Raw genomic sequence first — 20314 nt, forward strand, 5'->3', positions numbered from 1 at the left:
CCAGATACTCAGTTGTCACTGGTTATTAGGAAAGGATTGAAGTTCGTGCCTATGTCGAAGTAGTCTTCACGCTCTAGTTTCTTCAGTGTGTTAACCACTATATAGGTGACTGGGGTAGCAAGAACTTCAACCCCAACTTTGAAAATATAATTGGATATGAATACGGTCAGTATGAGGCTAGAAGGCAGAAATCCGTAGAACGCTATGAGCAGAAAAGTAGAGGTATCAAAGGCCTCTCCGACCAGTGTTGACCCAATTGTTCTAGTCCACAGGAGTCGTCCCCTTGTGAAGATTTTCATCTTAGCGAGAACAAAGCTATTTGAAAACTCGCCTATCCAGTAAGCCACTAAGCTGGCGAGCACTATCCTTGGAGTCTGCCCCAGAATAGCATGAAAGGACTCCTGTAACTTCCAATCAGGGGCAGGGGGGAGTACGTCGACTATAGCAAAGACGCAGGCTGCTAGAGCTACAAGAAAGAATCCCGTCCAGATAACCCTTCTGGATCTAGAATAACCGTATACCTCGGTTAGCACGTCGCCAAATATATAAGCTAGAGGGAATAGTATGGTGCCCCCATCGAATGTAAACGGGCCTAGAACTAGAATCTTGGTGGATGCCACATTAGATATTAGGAGTACTGCTACAAAGGCAGCAGTTATGAAATCTAAGTATCTATAACAGCGTCTTCTCTCCGTTCTCAAGACTTTCTCCAATACCCCTCTGTATTGTGCATTATGCACAAATGACGGTGTGTTTTTGTTCTGAATGCCGCTCTAATTTTATCAGGTAGAAATTATATTTATGCTGTAGAAACCAACACGAGATTCGAGATTTACAACAATAATAAATGCAATCAAAGGGGAAAATAGAATGGAATATAGAAAGGTGTACTATTCTAACAGATCCTTGATGTTGAGAGGTGTTCGCAGGATGCTCAGCGAAAACTGGTTTGTGCAATCTATTGTGGCCTTGGCTTCTGGCACATACAGGGTTGAGTATTATAAGCAAAGTGACGCTAGGGATTACTCCTCGCTTCTGAAGAATAAACCCGCTGAGCTTGAAATAGCATCATGATGCTATTTCCTGATCAATAATACGGAGCAGGGAGCGTGATCTAGAACAAACCTTGCGGTTTTACCAATGGATTTCGGACCTGAGGCATTCTTCTTGGCGAAAAGGATCACTAACTCTGCTCCTTCTTTTTGGATAGCTCGCATGATCTCCTCATTGGCTCTTCCCTTTAGGATAATTCCAGTAGCCAATATGTTAACGTACCTGCGTATGGTATCTATAGCTCGGTTCACGGCTTGTTGTGCATATGCCTCTTGGGTTTTCTGGACTTCTTCCAGCCTGTATTTTGAGATGTGATGATGCCCTAATTCTAGCATTTCGAATGTTTTCTCCGGAGATGGATCCTGCACATGCAGTACTATGAGCTCTTCTATGGACTTCGGTAGGCTTCTTAGCATTTCAATAATTTGTTCTTCCTCTTCTTGTCCTGTTATAGGAACTAGAGCTTTCATATTCCCGTCCAGAGATGAAATCTAATAGTTATCCACAAACCAAGAATGGCTGCGGCCAGCAAGAAGGGAATTGTGACTACTCCTAGTTTTGCATACTCTACTGCCGAGATCTCAACTCCCTCTTTCCTCAGGAAGAATAGCCATAGGAAATTTGCTAACGATCCAAAATGGGTAAGGTTGGGGCCTAGATCGCAGCCCAAAATCGTTGCTAGAGAGAGTATCTGCTTGGTTGCTACCGATAGTGGCTGATCGTTAATAGCTCTAGTCATAATCAACGCCATGGGAAGGTTGTTGAACAGATTTGTGCCTATCATGGAGCTCAATGTGGTAACTGTGATCTGTCTAATCAGACTTGTACCCGCAGCTCTTATAATAAACCTACCTATATAGTCTGTTATACCTATGCCTCTGAGCATTTCTACTACTATGACCAGACCAGTTATAAAAGGGAATATGGACCAGCTTATATCTTCTCTGAGCCTCTTTATTGATAACTTGTGATGTTTGGCAAGATTGACTGCTAGTATCGCTGCTCCTATGACTGAAACTATTCCTAGGGGCCATCCTATGTATGATGCACATATATAAGTAATTGCTATAAGCATAAGAATAGTGATAGTAATGTATGCCGAGGATGAGGCTCTAGTTTTAGGAGGTACTGAGTATCTAGTCTTTAGCTCTCTTCTAAAGAGGACGGTAAATAAAATTATGTTTACCACTATAACAAGTAAAGAAGGTAGCCACATGGCGCTAACGTAGTGGGGTAAATCTATCCCTGTTTGCTCCGATATTATCAGGTTGATTGGATTGCTTACTGGGAGTCCGATAGAAGCGGTGTCCGCTATAAAAGTTGTTGCGAACATAAACGGTAGGGGATCTAAGGACAATCTGAGAACTAGTGTATATACTATTGGGGTCAACACTACAGCAGTAGTATCATTGGCAAGCAATGTTGAGATAGCTGCTCCTGTAATGCAGATCAGTATGAATAGCCTTAGAGTACTACCCTTGCTAATACTAGATGCTAATTGAGCCAAAAAATCGATAGCTCCAGACTGGTCTGCCAGGGCAGCAATAGCCATCATACCCAGAAAGAAAAGGAATACGTTCCAAGATTCAACAACAGAGTTTAGCGCCTTTGCAGGAGAGATTAATCCTAGAATTATCGCCAGTACAGCTCCAATAAGTGCCGACAATCCTTCACTTATACCTTTGGGCCTTGTAAATACCAGCCCTACAGTTACTAATAAAATTGCTAGCGCAAGTACCTGTTGCATAGAGACATTATATTGCTACTATTGGCGACAAATCGCGCTTGATCTCTAAATAGTTCTCAGTTTATCTTGAAAATATATCTTCTCAAAAGTAGGAGGGTTTGTAGTGAGCTCTGAGACCTTCAAATATAAAGACGGTTCACTCCCAATCGATCAGAGAATAGATGATCTTTTATCCAGGATGAGCATCGATGAAAAGATTGCTCAGCTAGGCTGCATCTGGAGTACTGACTTAATACGAGAAGGGCGATTTGATCCTGATTATGCGATTAGTCAAATTCCAAATGGTATTGGACAAATTACACGCATCGGCGCAGCTACCGGTCTTCGTCCTAATGAAAGTGCAAATCTTATGAATTCTATTCAGAAGGTTGTGATTGAGAGGACGAGATTAGGCATACCAGTCTTTATTCATGAGGAGTCCGTCGGAGGCTTTTGTCATAGAGATGCCACTGTCTTTCCCCAGGCTTTAGGGCTGGCTTGTTCTTGGAACCCCGAGCTAATAGAAAAAGTTGCTCAGGTGATTAGAGAGCAAATGTTGGCTGTGGGAGCCAGGCTAGCACTAGCTCCGGTGCTTGATGTGGCTAGAGATCCTCGTTGGGGAAGGGTCGAGGAAACTTATGGTGAAGATCCTGTTCTGGTGGGGACACTGGGCACAGCCTATATAAAGGGTCTGCAAGGGGATGATCTTGCTCAAGGGGTTGCAGCCACAGGTAAGCACTTCCTGGCTTATTCTTTCTCGCTAGGAGGAAGAAATTGGGGACCTGTTCATGTAGGTCCACGCGAACTTAGAGAGGTTTATGCCGAACCATTCGCAGCAGCGATAAGGGATGCTGGTTTATCAGTAATTATGAATTCGTACGCTTCTGTTGATGGTTTACCCTGTGCCGGAAGTAAGTCTATCCTTACCGACCTTTTGCGCAAGGAGTTAGGGTTTAGAGGGTCCGTAGTCGCTGACTACTTCTCCGTTGAGATGTTGCGATCTTTTCACAAGGTTGCTGCTGATAAGTCAGAAGCCGCCTGCATAGCTCTAAATGCCGGATTGGACATGGAGCTGCCTGCTTTGGATTGCTTCGGCGAACCCCTAAAGAAGGCTATCGAAGATGGAAGCATCAAAATTGAGTTGATAGATGCTGCAGTTAGAAGAGTGCTTGAGCTTAAGTTCCGATTAGGCTTGTTCGAGAATCCATATGTTGATGCAGGGGTTGCTAGCTCGAAGTTCCAGACACCAGAGCAGAGACAACTGGCTTATCAGGCTGCAGCAGAGTCGGTAGTGTTACTAAAGAACGATGGTGTGTTGCCGATATCGAAGGATGATGTGAAGTCAATAGCAGTCATAGGTCCCGCAGCAGACGATAAGAGGCTCCTACAAGGGGATTACCACTATCCAGCACACCTTGAGTCTTTGTTCGAGTCTCAATCAGATACGGAGTCCTTAGGGTTGCTATCAGAAGAGCCAGCACCCACTCCTGCTGGTCAACTTAATCTAGGAAACTTTGCTCCTGGTCCTTACTACACTCCGCACGTTACTCCACTACAGGCAATAAGAGATAAGCACCCCGATATCGACGTAATTTATGAAAAGGGTTGCGATATTTTGGGAGATGACAGATCTGGGTTTGCTGCTGCAGTTAATGCTGCCAGTAACGCTGATGTTTCTATAGTTTTTGTGGGTGGCAAGAGTGGATTGAAGAGACCAGCTACTTCCGGAGAGGCAAATGACGCAACATCCTTATCTTTGACAGGCGTGCAAGCCGATTTGGTCAGAGCTATAGCTGAAGCTGCTAGGAAGCTGGTCGTAGTCGTAATAAGTGGTAGAGTTCATACGCTGGAAGACCTGGTTGATTCAACTAATGCCTTAATCTTCTGCGTGCCTCCTGGGGAGGAGGGGGGCAATGCTATAGTTGATGTGCTGTTTGGGAGTGTTTGCCCGAGCGGGAAACTTCCTGTTAGCTTCCCTCGTAGGGTGGGCCAAGTACCTGATTACTTTGGTCAAAGGAATGGTGGGGACAAGGCGATGTTCTTTGGAGATTACATAGACTCCACTGTAGATCCTCTGTTCCCATTTGGCTATGGCTTGTCCTATACACGCTTTGAGTACAGCCAGCCAAATATCGAAGTTGGTGACACCACCAAGCCCACAGCCATCTCCTTTGAAATTAGGAATGTAGGGGAATATACGGGGAGTGAGGTTGTTCAGCTTTACTGTCAAGATGTTGTAGCTTCTGTTTCCCGTCCGACAAACATGTTACTAGGATTCACAAAAGTGAGATTGGATCCCGGTCAATCCAAGAAGTTAACCTTTATAGTCCATCCCTCTAGATTAGCTTTTTATAACGAGGCTATGCAATTTGTTACTGAGCCTGGACAATATATCTTTCGTGTTGGATCCTCCTCGGTAGATATTAGACATGAACTTGATGTAACACTACCAGGAGAGACTACTTACTATAACCAGAGGGATGTAGTCGCCACTACTGTTGTCGTTGAATAGGTATCTGCCAGGCTCTACAGCTAGGATCTAACAAAGGAGATTTGTATGAACTTTATCTTGCGGTGGCTAATTACATCTGTTGCCCTACTTGTGGCGGTGTATGTGGTACCTGGTATAAGGGTTGCTGAGAATGCTTTTGTATCCATAGTGGTCATGGCTTTGGTTTTAGGTCTGATAAATGCATTTGTAAAACCCGTTCTTGAGTTCCTATCGTGTGGGTTGATTATTTTGACTCTAGGCCTATTTCTGTTGGTCCTCAATGCATTGATGTTTTGGCTGGCTTCCTTTGTGACTACAAACATATTAGATGTTGGCTTCTACGTAGATGGATTTTGGCCCGCCCTTTTAGGTTCAATAGTTGTTAGTCTGGTCAGCTTTGTATTGTCGATTGTTGTAGGGGATTAATAAATATAGGAGTGGCCAGCAACGTTTACCTGTTGCCGGCCACTCCCTAAATGCTACGTGCTATTTGCCGAAGCCCCAGGGCGTTATCACTCTGCCGCCGTTAGCTTTCTGTCCAGTGCCCCAGAAAGGTGCAAAGTTATACCCTCCTGAGAAAACCATGCCTGCTTCTTTGGTCCAGTAATACATACCTCTCCCCTGGTCTCCGGTATCGTTAATTGCAAAGGCGAAGTGTGTAGTAATTGTTTCTCCTCTTCTAAGTTCTTCCAATTTCTGCCAGAGTGGTGAGATATCCTTCCAAGCTATGGCTATCTCGTATGTAGTTATTTTATTAGTTTCATCTCTTACTATCTTTATCTTACCGTCTGTGCCACCTCTAGGGGATGCGTTCATCGGCCCGAGCGGAGGGTTCGTATCGGGATTAGTAGGATAGTAAGTCTGGTAGTTGGTCCCCGGGGCCGTTTGACGATATAGCTCCGGCATGTTCCCTTGAGCTAACGTAGCTATAAACAAGTGATCCATATCAGAAGCCAACGCCTTTTCGTATTCAGGATCTCCCACTAACAAGTCATCAGGCAGATTTTTCTTAATGGTATCGAAAGCCATCTGTATGCTATCGGCATAGAATGCGAAAGCATATGGATCCTCATCGAATGGCTTGTTAGAGGATTGTTGCTGATCAGGTACTTGAGCTGCTAGATAAAAGTAATTCTTATCCCATGCAGTCCAAACCTTGTCCGAAGGAAGACCCCCATTGCCATCTGGGTCTATGGACACGGGCGTTATATCTTGCCAATCTGATAGATCCCCATCTATGTTGATCCTGTGATAAGGAGCATATGCTACCTGTACTATTTGGTTGCCTGACTGCTGTGTCTGGTAACCACTATTTATATTTACTACTTCTGCCTCCCAAACTATGTTGTACTTGTTGTCTGTATTTGGTAGAGCCCTCTTTGCCTTAAACCTTAGTACCTTTACCTGCCCAGGTTGCATTACACCTGTACTGGCTTCATCCCTGATAAGTAGCCAATCGGAGGGCACTTGAATCTTTACCGAAGCCGCTACTTGATTGGGTGAAGCATTTTCAACTCTAACCTTAACGGTGGAGTTTCTTGAAATAGGCTTGGTAAATGATAGTGGATTGACTATGAGTGGATTATCTAGATTGAAGTGAGCCTTGCGTAATATGCTCTCTAGATGTTTGGGAGATTGCTCACTGACGATGTATATGGTCTGCCAAGGTTCTGCTGATATTGTTGCTACATTTGACCTGCCGTCGAATAGCGGCGTTCCTAGGTAGTCATAAATCTTCAGCCCTCTAGCGTTCGGGATCTCTATGGTACCACTGAAGTCTTGATCTAGGTAAATAGCTGCTGTAGCTTTACTATCGTCATTTCTTCGGAACAAGAATCCCCAAGTTGACTTTGAATTAGGGAATAGTTCCTTAACGAGCTTGCTATCCTCCAGGAAGTGAGTCATGGCTGAGTAAGCTACTACTGCAGGCTTGGGGGGTATTAGTTTCTGTATCGTATATGTTGTACTCTCCTCCTGAGTAGCCTGAACCGTATGATAGTGCAAACCAGAAGATGCGTATTGGCATATTACCTGCACCCAGAATGTGAAGGAGGTATGTAGGAGCAATAGTTCTAGCTACTTCGTAAGGCCGCTCTTGCTCTGGCAAGTCAGGGAAATAAGACTCAGATGTTCCTAGCTCTGTTTGCCATAATCCAGCTCGGCCGTGTGTCCTGGACCAGAGTTTATCCATAGCTGCTTGGGTTTTGATTGCTGCTAGTTGGGCTGCGTCTGGTATTCCGTATGCATGGTTCACGGAGCCATCAATGTATCCACCGTAGTATCTATTGTTGAGACACCCCTTACAATAGACTACGTCTTTGTTGTAGGTTGTTGACCCTCCACCTATAAGATTTACATCAGGAAAATCTTTCTTGACTTTGTCCCATATCAGCTTAGTCATTATTCTATAATCTTGTGCATCACATGTAGTCCAAGTCCACCCATGTACCCATGGTTCATTCCATAGCTCCCAATCCTTAACAAGGTCGTGCAAAGGAGCTATTGCGTGGTACACCATATTGGCATGTGCTTCCATATCCTTGGGACAATTAGCATGTCTAGGTAGGGGTTCACCATTTGGTCCTGGTCTAACGTTCCAAGGCATATTGTAATTTATATAGCCCAGAGGGTAGATGCCATGACTCATCCAGCTCAAGACTTCTTCCCGAGCTCGGCTTATTTCCCTGTCACCCCAATAGACGCCGGGTTCCGGGTTGAGGATAGGTGGATCCACTGAGTTTATGCCTCTTGTCCACTTGACCCCGATTTTCTCTCCTATCTGCATCTGGATATTCATATCACCTTCGGATCTAAATCCCAGACCGAAGTGGGAGTAGTATCTCAAGCCATCGTGTGGGGGCCAAATGATGCCGAGCCCCATATCCTTCTGGGCCAATAATGTACCTTCTTCGTTTAGGACCTCTACTTGTACTCGATAGTAATTAGGTTGTTTTATTTTGCCCAATGGTACCTTGACCAACTTCTGTTCATTACCTTTTAGATCTATTTCGTAAGAGCCCTGAGATACTAAGTCGGTACCTCTTGCCAGTAGCTTCCAGTTCAGTGTGAGAGTTATGGGGTTGGAAGACTTATTGATAACACCTAAGGCTATCTTAGGCTTTGCTGGGTTGCCAGGTCTTACTATGTACAGCCCTGTTGGATCATCATAGCCAAGCCTATTTATGATAGGTGGGAAAGTTACCTCTTCAGGATACAAGCTATCGCTAGGTATTACCTCTCTTGGCTGGGAGGGGCTGGACCATTCTAACTTTGCCATAGCTCCTCCACCTGCTTGGTAATATTCCATTATCAGATCGTACTTTTGCCCAGCTTGCAGTTGAATTGATGCTGACCACTCTGTAGGCGCTTGGTCAACCCACTTATCGATCAGGAGTTGCCCGTTAACCCACAGCCTTACACCGTCATCGGTAGTTGTGTAAAAGGTATACATTTCCGAGTACTTTGGCTCTATCTTTCCGTACCAGCGTGCTGAGAAGTCGTATGGTGGTATGGAGGGGTCGGGTGGTCCAGAGCTCCAGTCGAAATCTATATTGGGATCTATCCTAGTAACTTTCAGGTCTGTGAGGTCTTTGTCTGCAAAGTATTGTGCATTTAGGCCGTGTTCTGCTGCATTAGCTCTGACTACATTGTTTTGTTTGGGTAATAGCATAAATGCGAATAGGGTTGCTAAGATGACATGGATGAGTTTGGTTCTGAATAGCATTTAGACTACTCCTTCCTGCGATTCCTATGACTGCATTAGTCCAGTGAGGTTTATGGATTGGAGTATGTGCCTCTGAAGGAAGAAGAAAAGTACTAGAGGTGGTATCGCGGCTATGGCATCCGCTGCAATGGTCATATCAAGTGCTCCCCCTCCACCAGGGCCACCTGAGAAGGTAAACAGTGCTACCATTATCGGCCATTTATCTTCAGCACCCGTAAGTACAAGAAATGGCCAGAAGAAGTCATTCCATGACCCCATTATGGCTCCGATAGTCATCACGATTATCGCAGCCTTAGCCATAGGCAGTACTATCCATATAAGTGATTGAATGGAATTGGCTCCATCTAGGTTTGCGGCATCTGTCAGATCCTTGGGTATGGCATCGAAGAAAAGTTTCATCATAAATATTCCGAATCCGTTGGTTGCTCCCGGAAGCCATATTGCCCAGTAGGTTTGAAGAAGTGATACATGAATAATCGGAACCTTAGCAACAGTTAGATACAGTGGTACTAACAACATTGCTCCTGGCACCATGATGGTGCTAAAGAACAAGAATAGAATCACGTTACCAAAAACAGGTCTAAGCTTGGAGAGAGAGTAGGCCGCTGTTACTGTAACAAGCATGCCGGTTACCCAGCTGCCTGCAGCTATTATTAGTGTATTAGAGAAGTATTTGATGAAATTGAACTGTTGCCAGGCAGCTATGTAGTTGTCCAAACTGAAGTGCCTAGGAAACCATGTTGGAGGTATTTGCAAGAACTCTACAGGGCTTTTCATCGGGCCTGTAAATAGCCAGTACAAGGGGAAAACTATAGTGAGAGAGAATGCTACCAGGAATAAGAAAATGAGGTAGTATATAGCTTTGATTTTGGGATTTCTAAGTTCTACAGGCGATATTAGTGTTCTATTCTTACCCTCGCTGGAGCTGATCCTTCTCCATATTCGGGTTTGCGAAATAACTGCCATTCTACTCCCCCTTAAGATTCCTGCTTCTTGAAGAAGGTCATCCGCATGTACATGATCGAGAAGGCTGATAAGAATATAAATAGGATGACACCCAGAGCGCTTGCTTTACCGAATTCGTTGTATTGGAAAGCATATCTATAGAGTAAGAGCATCAGGGTCACACTGGCGTTATTTGGCCCTCCGTCTGTCAAAGCAAAAACCTCTGTAAAGATTTGCATGGTGCCTATGATCTGTCCTACCAGGAACAACCACATAATGGGACGAATTTGAGGAATTGTTATATATATCGCTCTCTGCAGTATGTTGGCTCCGTCTAACTCAGCAGCTTCGTACAGATCAGATGGTACGGCATTCAACGCTGCGAGATAGTAAAGCATTGTGCCGCCCATACCACCCCATGTGGTCATGATAAGTATTGATGGGATGACAGTTTTTTCAGATTCGAGCCAATTAATAGGGTTAAGTCCTACCATATGTAAGATGGTATTAGCTAAGCCTCCTTCCGGCTGGTATATCCATCCCCATAGGAGAGCGGTAACTATTGGTGGAAGGACAGCTGGCAGATAAAACGCAGTTCGCAGGTAGGACTTCATAGGCATCTCATTCACAGCTATTGCGAATATAACGGGTATTATGTATGCAAATAGAGCTGCCAGTATCGTGTAGTAGAGGGTATTCCGCCAAGCAGTGAAGAACAAAGGATCAGTGATAACATCCCTGAAGTTTTGTAGCCCTACACATCTGGGCTGAAAGCTAAGATCAACATGCTGGAAGCTAACAATAAAGGCTTGTAGTATTGGCCACCATAAGAACACTGCAAAGAGTACTAGCGCAGGCACTATGTAAAGGTATGCAACTACATTGCGCCTCACCCTGTAGGACAATACTCTGATCATAAATGAGCTTTGTAAGCCCTGCCTGGTAGCTACTTTCATTCTCGACTCCTGCACGTGTGTGGTATATAAGCTGGACAAGCTCTCATAGAGAGCTTGTCCAGCACACTAGTCTGGAAATCCTTTTGGGCTTTCATCAGCAAGGCTTCCATATCGACATTCTCTTTAGTTAGAACAGCCTGCACTACTGGGTCTAGAGTTGCATACATCTTCTGAGTTTCAATTGGAGGTTCGGATTTCACTGCAATACGCTTCATTCCCTCTGTATAGGGTGTATAGTTCTCATTTGGCACTGTAGCGTACTTCTCAATAAGAGCTTCCAGCTGTTTTTGTAGTTCTCCTTCAAATATTGGTGGTGAAGGGAAACCTATTGATCTATTCAGAGCCCTATCCTTCTTATAGCCCGCCTCTACATTTTCTGGATAGAAGTTGGTAAACAGAACCCAGTCTATAGCTGCCTTTATCTGCTCGGGGGAAGACTTCTTATTAAACATCCAGGCATATCCTCCCCCTAGCACGGCATTACCGCCACCTTGAGGAACTATACCTAGCCCAAAATCCTTTATATCTGCCTTGTACTTGGCTAGCTCGTCAGCCCCGGGTATACCACTTATCGCCATGGCAACCCTGCCAGTAGCTAGTAGTTGAGACTGCTTGCCCTGATCTAGTAGAGCTTGTGGAGTCATTGATTTGTCAACCCATTTCATGTCATGTAGTAGCTTTAGTATTTCTAGTCCTTTCCCCTTATCATTGAAGGTTGCAGTCCATTTACCATTTATCTGCTGCTCGGGGGTAGCCCCCATAGTGTACATAAGGGTCGTGAAATACCATCCACCTTGATTGTTCGTGCTTAGGAAGCAGAATCCTGGGATGCCAGTTTTCTCCACAATCTGCTTTGCATACTGCCTGAGCTCATCCCAGGTGGTAGGTGGTTTATCAGGATCCAAACCCGCCTTCTCAAAAATCTTGCGATTATACGCTAAGCTTAGGGCATACATGCTGACTGGTACCCCGTAAATATGCCCCTGTTTGTCCTTAAGGACAGTAAGTGCTTCTGGACGAAACTCGTTGAAATATTTCCATTGTTTGATGTAATCAGTTATATCTGCTGCCACACCTTGCTCTATGAATTTCTGAGGCTCTGTAAACCAAACAGCGAACCCATCCTCAACTTTGTTTCCAGCTATCTTAGCTGCGAAAGCTTGAGGATCATAACCGCCGGCATGTGGAGTAATCTTCACATTAGGAAAGATTGCATTGTATTTCTTGATCAAGTCCATGTAAAAATCTCTATCTTGCTTGAGCCAGCCAGGGCCTGGACCATCTGTGACGGTTATGCTGACATTACCCTGCACAGGTATGAGTCCAAAGGGCAACGAGCTAGTGTTTCCTGTTGTAGCGGTGGCTACCGGCGAAGCTATTGGTGTAGGACTTGACATCGAGGTCGATGCTGCGGTGGGAGTAGGACTTGGAGCAGGAGATTGCCCCCCTACATTACTGGTAGGGGTATTCTGGGATGAACTCCCACAAGCTTCAAGCCACGCTCCACTAACAGCCGCCGCTAGGAGCGTCCCACCTAGCTTAAGGATCCGTCTTCTACTAATATTGTGATTCCAAGGCTCGTCTGACATGCAAATCCTCCTGCATTTATGTATTAGGTCTGAAGCCTAGATTTAGAACTTCAGGTATGTAATTGGTATGCCACATGCCTTGAGTTAATAATATTGCAAAGTTTTTATCATGTCAATTATATAGATATGAATGTAATGGAATTGTGATATGACAATATATGGCAAATTAAGAAGGAAATGGGGACTTGAGATTCTCAAGTCCCCATTCTCCCGGAGGGGTAGGTGATAGTCTCTTTGAAGTTCTAGCGGTTAGTATCTTGGTTATTGATAAGTATTACGCGTGCATTAATGCTATTTCCCTGAGGTTTACCAACTACTTTGACTCTGTCTCCAACCTGTACAGCAGCTTGTTTAATTCGTCCTGCTGTCACTATCTTGGTTTGTGGCTGGATATTTACTTTCCATACCTTTCCAGCTTTCGTCTCAACATCTACGCTATCGCTTGTGACTGCCTTTACATTCCCTTGTATTACTCTTGGAATCAATCCTCTCGGTTTGGATGTGATTATCGGAAGGACCTTGCCTGTACGCTCTATTCTTTGCTTGATCTTCTCGGCTCTTTCCTGTGAAATTGCTCCATCCTTGACCGCTTGATCGATGACCTGCTCTTTGGCCTGTATGAGTGCTTTCTCTACATCTGCAGGAGATTTGCCAAGTAGTTGTGCTACTTTGTCTATGAATATGTCGTAGTAGTTCTTCTTCTGATCAGCTTGTGCCCTTGCGATACTCATTCCCGCCAAGAGAGTTACGGCTGCTAATGCAACCAACAGGTAGCTGATTCTCCTTCTCATGAGCTACTCCATGCGACTTCAAATACCAATTTCCGCGTAATATTTTGCTCTTGTAGTTTCAATTGAAGGTAAGACTAAGATAAGAAAATGATAAGAAAACTACTTCTTAGCTGGCAGTTTGACTTCGAATATCGAACCTTTGCCTATTTCGGAGGCAACGCTTATTGAACCGCAGTGTTGCTCTACTATCCATTTGGCTATTGATAGTCCTAGGCCTGTGCCATCGGAGCTTCTGGATGTATCTGCTCTGTAAAACCTCTCGAAGATATGGGGAAGATGTTCCTGGGATATACCTATACCAGTATCTGCCACTCTTATAACAGCTTGAGAATCATCCTTCTCGACTTCGACTTGAATGGAGTCCTGGTTCCTAGTATATTTTATGGCATTATCTAGAAGTATCAGGACCAACTGCTTCAGCGCATCTTTGTCTCCTACTACCTCGACATCGGATATCTTGTCTATCCGTAGCTGTCGATCCGTAGCTCTATGCTCCATCTCTCGGACAGCGGACTCTACGACTGGTTGTACTTTTACAGGTTCCTGTTTGAGCCTAAAGCCCGCATCGGCCCTAGCTAAGGTCAAAAGGTCCGATACAAGCCTGCGCATCCTGTCAGCTTCTTCATATATTTGCTCCAGGGATTCTTGTCTATCTTCCGGGCTCATATTTGGCACTTTGAGTAGAAGGCCGGCATTTCCAAGTATTGTTGTGAGTGGTGTCCTGAGCTCATGGGATGCATCTGCTACGAATCTTCTCTCAGCATCTAGTGTTTCTCTCAGTTGCTTATCAGAGAGTTCCAGGCGTTCTAGCATTGTATTAAATGTAGATGCTAATTTGCCAACTTCGTCTAGGTTGGGAGAAGTCTTCACCCTTTGTGAGAGATCTCCAGACCTCCCCACGCGTTCTGCAGTTCGTATCAGCTCCTTTAGGGGAAAGAGTGATCTATTGGCTACATAGAATGTAGCCAGTATCGAAGCTGTCATAGCTAGAGTGAAGCCTACTATCGCGAATAATCTGAGCCTTGCCAATGTCTGCTCGATGAGCTGCAGGCTTCTTGCTACCTGTAGAACTCCTATTACCCTGTCTCTGAGTAATATAGGGCTACTGTATACCTCTAGCTCTTCATCTCCTACTTTTATACGCTCGAAAGTACTATTGCCTAGAGATACCTGTTGAAGTGTGTCCTGATCCAAAGGAATATTATTCCCGTTCGGTGTAGAGGTAGTTACTATAACCTGACCGTCGAGAGTACTTATTTGCACTACTGTATCAGACGATGCAAAGGATTCAGGAGGGGGAATCTCTATAACCTGTTTCGGTCTTAATGCTCCAAAAACTACATATTGCCGAATGGCTCCATTGACTTGTTGGGCTCTATCTACTAATGAACTCTGCACATCATGCATAAGGTTCCTGGCTGCTAGCTCATACAGAGCCCCAGTAAATGCTAGGAGTATCACTCCTACTACCATGCACTCTAGGGCTACTAATCTCCATCTGAGGCTTTTAGGAAAAAGTCCCAGAGGGCTCATTTCTCGTTAGACTCCCTAAGAACGTATCCTACGCCCCTCAAAGTATGAATAAGTCTGGACTCCCCTCCTGCTTCCAGTTTGTCTCTTAGGTATCCTACGTAAACTGCTACTACGTGAGATTCAACCTCCATATCGAAACCCCACACGATCTGCAAAAGCTGATCTCTGGTTAGCACCTGCCTGGGATGTTGCATGAAGGTAACCAATAGATCAAATTCCTTAGCTGTTAGATCTATGACTCTTTGACCTCTTTTGACCTCTCTGGTCCCCAAATCGACCGAAAGGTCAGCGAATCGCAGCACTTTTCTCGAGTCTGGTGAGGCTCGTCTCAGGAGAGCCTTCACTCGGGCGATTAGTTCCTCATGTGCGAAGGGTTTTACAAGATAATCATCCGCTCCCGCCTCCAGCCCCTGCACTCGGTCGGATACTTCGTCCTTTGCCGTCAGCATTAGTATTGGTATATTGTCCGCTGAGCGGAGTCTTTTGCATACCTCTATGCCATCCATATCTGGCATTAACCAGTCAAGTATCACAAGATCCGGAGCATTAGATAAGGCTACCTGTAGTCCTTCTTGTCCATTGTGTGCAGTTTTGACTTCATATCCAGCGTAGGATAGCGCTCTCCTTAGAAAGCTTGTGATATTCTTGTCATCATCTATTACAAGGATTAGAGGTCTTTCCAACTTAGGGTTCTCCTAACTTGTAATACCCTATACTCGACATATTATATACTGCAGAGAGCAGAGTTACGTCTCAAAGGGTATAGTTCTATATAGTGCTCTTAAGCATAAGCGAGGTTAGGACTTGAGATCTATACGCTTTTTGATAATCGGTGCTTTACTTTTCTTGTCCGCATGCGGTGGTTCTGAGCAGAAATCGCCTACTACCCCTCAACCTGAGGTCTCTCCCGTAATCACCGTTACGGTTGCCAGGACCGCTCCCACAGCAAAACCCAAGGTCACTACTATAAAACCTACTCCACCGGCATCTCCTGGGAGCTCGACATCCACACCCACCAGGGAAAGCTTATCTGTAACTTCTAATCCTCAGATAAACGAGATAGTTAGATCTGTTTCGCAGATCAGGGGATTGAGACCCCTAGCTCCTATAAGCCTAGATTACATGACCAGGGAGCAGCTAAGGGAGAAGCTAGAAAAAGATATAAATAAGGACTATCCGACTTCAGAAGCGGAAGCTGATGAAAGGGTTCTTAGGGAGTTTGGCTTGATATCTGGTGATATAGATCTACATAAGTTATATTTGGATCTATATACAGAACAAATAGGTGGATTCTATGATCCGGAGACTAAGGAATTATACGTGGTTAGCGAGGGCAACAAACTAGATGCTCTCGAAGAGCTGATATACGCTCATGAAGTGACGCATGCTCTCCAGGATCAACATTTTCACCTTAATCCTCTGCTCAAGAAATATGAGGACAAAGATGACGACGCGTACTTGGCTGTGACCTCACTAGTAGAAGGTGATGCTCGTACCGTCGAGCGGGAGTACCTGACAAGGCATCCTGCTCTGATAGGGCGCATACAGGATGAAATAACACAATCTGATATAAGCTCGGAAAAGCTTAGTTCAGCGCCTCCTATAATTTCTGAAACGTTGCTTTTCCCGTATGAGGCAGGAGCTACTTTTGTAGCAGTCCTGATGAGGGAAGGGGGTCTGGCAGCTGTTAATAAGGCTTTCAGAGATCCTCCCACCAGCACTGAACAGATTATTCATCCGGAGAGATATATAAATCGTGATAACCCCACTCTAGTAGATTTACCTGACCTGTCCCAGTCCTTAGGCAAGGGCTGGAAGAAGTTAGAAGAAAATTTGTTTGGGGAGTTTCAGACTAGGGTACTGCTTGATGGTCAGATTGATGATCTGACCGCGCGGAAAGCGGCTGCTGGTTGGGATGGTGATGAGTTTGCTCTATGGACGAATGGCGATCAGGAAGTCCTGGTTTGGAAGAGTGCATGGGATAGCGAGAGTGACGCTAAGGAATTTGTCTCTGCCATGATCTCATATGATGAATCTAGATTTAATGCTAGATATCAACAGTCAGGGGCCAACTATGTTCTTGAGGCTCGCGATAAGACTGTTGTTATATCCCAAGAAGGTACGTGGGTAAACTACGTCATAGCACCCAATTTAGATACGGCCCAAAGGGTTCTTGCTAAGCTTGAGGGAGATATTAGTATCAATTACATAGGGTTGGGGAATAGACTGTCTATTCCCCAACCCTAATAAGAGCAGTTCCCCAAAAAGTTTTACCTTCTTGTGTGTATCCAAGGATTGTTATCTCGACCTTTCCTGTATACTCAGCTGCTGCGTTAACTAAGTCGTTCATTCTAAAAGGTACTAGAATGGCGTTCCCTTTGCTTATGACTTTTCCAAACCTACTATTCTTGGGAGATAGGTCATCGCCGTCTACTAATAAATGGATGCTATTTGCCGCAACAACATCGCCTTGTATGTCAGCTGGAAACCTTATAAGTGCTCTGAGCGTGTTATGCTTCTCGTTTGTATGGGTTATCCTGTTTGGATAGAGGTCCAATTTAACCTTGATGGGTTCATCAGTGCTTAGTGGTTTCCAGCTGGGTTTTGGCATACCAGAGCCTAGATAGAAGCTGGTGTGCGGAGGCTGGTTATATCCAACATTCTGCCATGCAATACCCAGTCTATAAATCGGATCCTGCATGAGGGTTACAAATCGATACTCGGTTGGGTAAGGAGTAGTGTAGATCCTAAGCGCGCTGCTATCTTCAGTTCTCCATATAACTTCTTCTCGCCAGTCTCCGAATATATCTGCCTGTAGGCTAGGGTTACCCTTGGTACCGTTGTTGGAGTAAGTGCCGTGAGCCGTTAGGAGGTTGACCATCTTCTCGTGCTCATAATCCCACTTACCAATAGTACCAACCCCTACATATTGCTCCTGAGACCAATTGTGGTCCAGAATCTCTCTTGTCAGGTCCCCATCCCACCATATAGCGAAATTTGCCGGTGGTATGTTATCTGATATCTTATCTCCATTAGCTGTATGTAATCCCCCTGTAGGGCTGTTCCATTCTCCCTTAACAGCCCAAGCTTCATACCCTATGTATCTGGGATCTATATCTGCCGCGAGACCTCTACCTGTATCTATGCCTGTCCTAACTCCCCATAAGATCTCCCCAGTGGCAGCATCATGCATTTCGTAGCCGTACGGACTATTAGCGTTCTCATGAACCTGAAAGACTTCTAAACCAGGCCTCTGGGGATCTAAGTCGCCAAGATGCATAGCATCTCCATGCCCTAGTCCTGTTGAGTACATGGGACTTCCATCATCATCTATAGCCATCGAGCCATAAATTATCTCATCTCGGCCATCGTTATCTACATCACCAACACTAAGTTGGTGATTACCTTGCCCAGCGTAAGATTCATATCCAGGGGTCGCGCTGTCAAACTTCCAGAGTTTGGTGATCTTATTATCTCGCCAGTTGTAGGCCACTAACACTGTACGTGTATAGTAGCCTCGAGCCATAATGAAACTTGGATTTTGACCGTCAAGATATGCTACTCCAGCAAGAAATCTGTCTACTCTGTTGCCATAACAATCACCCCAATCACACACGTTTCCTCTGGGTGGATCATAGTTTGTGGTAGCAAGGGCTCTACCAGTGAGACCATCGAATACGGTTAAGTATTCCGGCCCTTCTAATATTCGCCCTTCGCTGTTTCTATAGTCAGCATTGGGATCACCAATGACTCTTCCTGTGCCGTCGATAGTACCATCGGCAGTCTTTGCTACCACCTCTGCTTTACCATCTCCGTCGAAGTCGTAAACCAAGAACTGCGTATAATGAGCTCCAGCCCTAATGTTCTTGCCTAGATTTATTCTCCAAAGAAGGCTGCCGTCGAGCTCATATGCATCCAACAAGACCTCACCGGTATAGCCGGCTTGAGAATTGTCTTTTGAGTTTGACGGATCCCATTTCAATACGATCTCGTAGTCTCCATCGCCATCTAGATCCCCAACGCTAGCATCGTTAGCGCTATATGTATATTCAACCCCGTCTGGTGTGACTCCACCTTGCGGCTTGTGAAGGGGAACATCTAGATAATTCTTTTCCCATACAGTAGTGCTTTCTATTTTGCCCCATATATGTCCTCGAACGATTGGCTTCACGGTATATACTGCTTCGGTATCGCCAGACCTATCTAAATAATTTGTTCGGTCTCTGATTGGTGACTTATTTATTTTGTGCCCATTTCTATAAACATCAAATGCTATATTTGGAGGATCCGATGCAAGTAGTCTCCAACTAACTAAGATGCCGTTATCAGTATGTACTGCTATTGGAGCACGGCTAATTTTCTCCATACGCCTAATTGGGGTTTTGGTTATAGGCGTTTTCAGGGTTTCAGATGGTAGTGATAGTCCACCAATCCCAACTGCACGTACTTGGTAGTAATAGTTTATGGTAGGGTTTAAGTTGTCTCGGTATTGAGCCTCACTTATAGCTCCTATTCGCTCAAAGGGCCCAGTAGGATTCTTAGATCTATAGACATAGTATAAGATTGCATCATCCACAGGATTCCAAGAAAATTCCAGAGCGTCTCTTGTAGCTGTATCTAATTCGATCCCTTGTGGGGCCCTGGGAGCCGGGTGTGATTCATCCCACATATTTATTGTTAGTACGTTACTCTTCGCGGACTCTATTCCCCTGCTATTTACCTGAGTAACGGCATATCTATAGGAAAGCCCTAACTCCACAGTCGTGTCGACATACGAGGATTTGGTTGTACTTCCGATCCTTTCAAACCCATCGTTGCCCTCGGCTCGGTATATGTTATAGTTGATCGCCTCTTCAACAGGATTCCACGAGATAGTTACAGAGGGATCTGGTATTAAGACTCTATCTTCCAGCCTTAGACCTGTAGGGTAGGGGATTGCTATAACGATTACTCCATTTACTCTACCATCCCTACCAAAGCCCATAGTTAGTTGCGTATCCATTACTCTGGTCACGGTCGTTAGCTCTCCGAAGCTACCGCTGCGACTAGAGATAGTGCCTACGTTCTGTCCTTCTAGCATCACTGAGGTATTGTTTGAGGCAATTGCATCTCCTGCGATGATAGTTACCTGATAGTCTCCATTGGGCACATCCAGCAGAAAGTTGTAATTTGAGCTATTAGTAAAGTCGCGACGTACAGGGTCTGGTGTCCCTCTATCTCGACAACTTGTTTCTCTATCTAAACCATAACCTCTAGTGGTATCGTAGAGCATAGTGTTCGAAACCTGTATATACCCCTCGGCTACAGGGCTATTATCACAGCCGAAATCAAACATCCAACTTTGGGTTGATGTAGATGCTGCATGAGTAATTCGTATCGGGAGCATAGCTATTAGAAACAATGTAATTACAAGAGTGCGACTATACATTGGAAACCTCTCCTAGGAAGAAGTGAAATCGGGGTGGCGAATCGTCAGATAAAGATTCGCCACCCCGATTGGGAGGGA

Annotated in this window: 16 protein-coding genes; 4 read left to right on the top strand and 12 right to left on the bottom strand. The window is 44.9% G+C overall.

Annotated elements, in window-relative coordinates; translation table 11 throughout:
• Nucleotides 1-8: 8 nt before the first annotated feature.
• A complete protein-coding gene (locus TTER_RS05515; protein ID WP_012875036.1) occupies nt 9-701 on the bottom strand; it encodes a queuosine precursor transporter in 693 nt (230 codons plus the stop codon).
• A gap of 169 nt (nt 702-870) precedes the next feature.
• On the opposite strand from TTER_RS05515, the gene TTER_RS05520 reads away from it, so the two are divergent.
• Nucleotides 871-1074, top strand: a complete 204-nt coding sequence (locus TTER_RS05520) for a hypothetical protein (RefSeq protein ID WP_012875037.1) — start codon at nt 871-873, stop codon at nt 1072-1074.
• Nucleotides 1075-1076: 2 nt separating this feature from the next.
• Here TTER_RS05520 and TTER_RS14660 read toward each other — a convergent pair whose 3' ends face one another.
• Nucleotides 1077-1523, bottom strand: coding sequence for a universal stress protein (locus TTER_RS14660; RefSeq protein ID WP_012875038.1), 447 nt, complete (start codon nt 1521-1523; stop codon nt 1077-1079).
• Complete coding sequence (locus tag TTER_RS05530; protein WP_012875039.1) at nt 1520-2800, bottom strand: ArsB/NhaD family transporter; 1281 nt, start codon at nt 2798-2800, stop codon at nt 1520-1522. The genes TTER_RS14660 and TTER_RS05530 overlap by 4 nt, the downstream gene beginning before the upstream one ends.
• Nucleotides 2801-2903: 103 nt before the next feature.
• Between TTER_RS05530 and TTER_RS05535 the strand changes: the two genes are divergently transcribed.
• Nucleotides 2904-5291: a glycoside hydrolase family 3 N-terminal domain-containing protein gene (locus tag TTER_RS05535; RefSeq protein ID WP_012875040.1), complete on the top strand. Its 2388-nt coding sequence runs from the start codon at nt 2904-2906 to the stop codon at nt 5289-5291.
• A 45-nt stretch (nt 5292-5336) separates the two neighbouring features.
• A complete protein-coding gene (locus TTER_RS05540; RefSeq protein WP_012875041.1) occupies nt 5337-5696 on the top strand; it encodes a phage holin family protein in 360 nt (119 codons plus the stop codon).
• 60 nt (nt 5697-5756) lie between these two features.
• Here the strand turns inward: TTER_RS05540 and TTER_RS05545 are convergent, their stop codons facing one another.
• The 8 genes from TTER_RS05545 to TTER_RS05580 all read right to left on the bottom strand — a co-directional run bounded on the left by TTER_RS05545 (nt 5757) and on the right by TTER_RS05580 (nt 15491).
• Complete coding sequence (locus TTER_RS05545) at nt 5757-7175, bottom strand: DOMON domain-containing protein (RefSeq protein WP_012875042.1); 1419 nt, start codon at nt 7173-7175, stop codon at nt 5757-5759.
• Nucleotides 7153-8994 (bottom strand): PA14 domain-containing protein, encoded by a 1842-nt coding sequence (locus TTER_RS05550; protein WP_012875043.1) that lies wholly within the window; start codon nt 8992-8994, stop codon nt 7153-7155. The genes TTER_RS05545 and TTER_RS05550 overlap by 23 nt, the downstream gene beginning before the upstream one ends.
• 24 nt (nt 8995-9018) lie before the next feature.
• The gene (locus TTER_RS05555) at nt 9019-9960 is read right to left on the bottom strand and encodes a carbohydrate ABC transporter permease (RefSeq protein WP_012875044.1); all 942 of its coding nucleotides are present in this window, start codon (nt 9958-9960) and stop codon (nt 9019-9021) included.
• Between the two features lie 11 nt (nt 9961-9971).
• On the bottom strand, nt 9972-10895 hold the full coding sequence (locus tag TTER_RS05560; RefSeq protein ID WP_012875045.1) for a carbohydrate ABC transporter permease: 924 nt from the start codon (nt 10893-10895) through the stop codon (nt 9972-9974).
• On the bottom strand, nt 10892-12484 hold the full coding sequence (locus TTER_RS05565; RefSeq protein ID WP_012875046.1) for an extracellular solute-binding protein: 1593 nt from the start codon (nt 12482-12484) through the stop codon (nt 10892-10894). The genes TTER_RS05560 and TTER_RS05565 overlap by 4 nt, the downstream gene beginning before the upstream one ends.
• A gap of 242 nt (nt 12485-12726) precedes the next feature.
• Nucleotides 12727-13275 (bottom strand): hypothetical protein, encoded by a 549-nt coding sequence (locus tag TTER_RS05570; RefSeq protein WP_012875047.1) that lies wholly within the window; start codon nt 13273-13275, stop codon nt 12727-12729.
• Nucleotides 13276-13374: 99 nt separating this feature from the next.
• On the bottom strand, nt 13375-14748 hold the full coding sequence (locus TTER_RS05575) for a sensor histidine kinase (protein WP_169302628.1): 1374 nt from the start codon (nt 14746-14748) through the stop codon (nt 13375-13377).
• A gap of 56 nt (nt 14749-14804) precedes the next feature.
• On the bottom strand, nt 14805-15491 hold the full coding sequence (locus TTER_RS05580; protein WP_012875049.1) for a response regulator transcription factor: 687 nt from the start codon (nt 15489-15491) through the stop codon (nt 14805-14807).
• Nucleotides 15492-15612: 121 nt separating this feature from the next.
• Here TTER_RS05580 and TTER_RS05585 point away from each other — a divergent pair, with 121 nt between their 5' ends.
• Nucleotides 15613-17055: a hypothetical protein gene (locus TTER_RS05585; RefSeq protein WP_012875050.1), complete on the top strand. Its 1443-nt coding sequence runs from the start codon at nt 15613-15615 to the stop codon at nt 17053-17055.
• Here TTER_RS05585 and TTER_RS14665 read toward each other — a convergent pair.
• Nucleotides 17039-20236, bottom strand: a complete 3198-nt coding sequence (locus TTER_RS14665) for a rhamnogalacturonan lyase family protein (protein ID WP_012875051.1) — start codon at nt 20234-20236, stop codon at nt 17039-17041. The genes TTER_RS05585 and TTER_RS14665 overlap by 17 nt on opposite strands.
• Nucleotides 20237-20314: the final 78 nt, after the last annotated feature.

It is taken from the genome of Thermobaculum terrenum ATCC BAA-798, assembly GCF_000025005.1.
Classification (GTDB): Bacteria; Chloroflexota; Chloroflexia; order Thermobaculales; family Thermobaculaceae; genus Thermobaculum; species Thermobaculum terrenum.

Excerpts from the sequence above, each read along its gene's own strand:
- TTER_RS05555 (WP_012875044.1), bottom strand. The coding sequence starts at position 9,960 with ATGGCAGTTATTTCGCAAACCCGAATATGGAGAAGGATCAGCTCCAGC.
- TTER_RS05540 (WP_012875041.1), top strand. The coding sequence starts at position 5,337 with ATGAACTTTATCTTGCGGTGGCTAATTACATCTGTTGCCCTACTTGTG.
- TTER_RS14660 (WP_012875038.1), bottom strand. The coding sequence starts at position 1,523 with ATGAAAGCTCTAGTTCCTATAACAGGACAAGAAGAGGAAGAACAAATT.
- TTER_RS05565 (WP_012875046.1), bottom strand. The coding sequence starts at position 12,484 with ATGTCAGACGAGCCTTGGAATCACAATATTAGTAGAAGACGGATCCTT.
- TTER_RS14665 (WP_012875051.1), bottom strand. The coding sequence starts at position 20,236 with ATGTATAGTCGCACTCTTGTAATTACATTGTTTCTAATAGCTATGCTC.
- TTER_RS05520 (WP_012875037.1), top strand. The coding sequence starts at position 871 with ATGGAATATAGAAAGGTGTACTATTCTAACAGATCCTTGATGTTGAGA.
- TTER_RS05530 (WP_012875039.1), bottom strand. The coding sequence starts at position 2,800 with ATGCAACAGGTACTTGCGCTAGCAATTTTATTAGTAACTGTAGGGCTG.
- TTER_RS05560 (WP_012875045.1), bottom strand. The coding sequence starts at position 10,895 with ATGAAAGTAGCTACCAGGCAGGGCTTACAAAGCTCATTTATGATCAGA.
- TTER_RS05550 (WP_012875043.1), bottom strand. The coding sequence starts at position 8,994 with ATGCTATTCAGAACCAAACTCATCCATGTCATCTTAGCAACCCTATTC.
- TTER_RS05570 (WP_012875047.1), bottom strand. The coding sequence starts at position 13,275 with ATGAGAAGGAGAATCAGCTACCTGTTGGTTGCATTAGCAGCCGTAACT.
- TTER_RS05575 (WP_169302628.1), bottom strand. The coding sequence starts at position 14,748 with ATGGTAGTAGGAGTGATACTCCTAGCATTTACTGGGGCTCTGTATGAG.
- TTER_RS05545 (WP_012875042.1), bottom strand. The coding sequence starts at position 7,175 with ATGACTCACTTCCTGGAGGATAGCAAGCTCGTTAAGGAACTATTCCCT.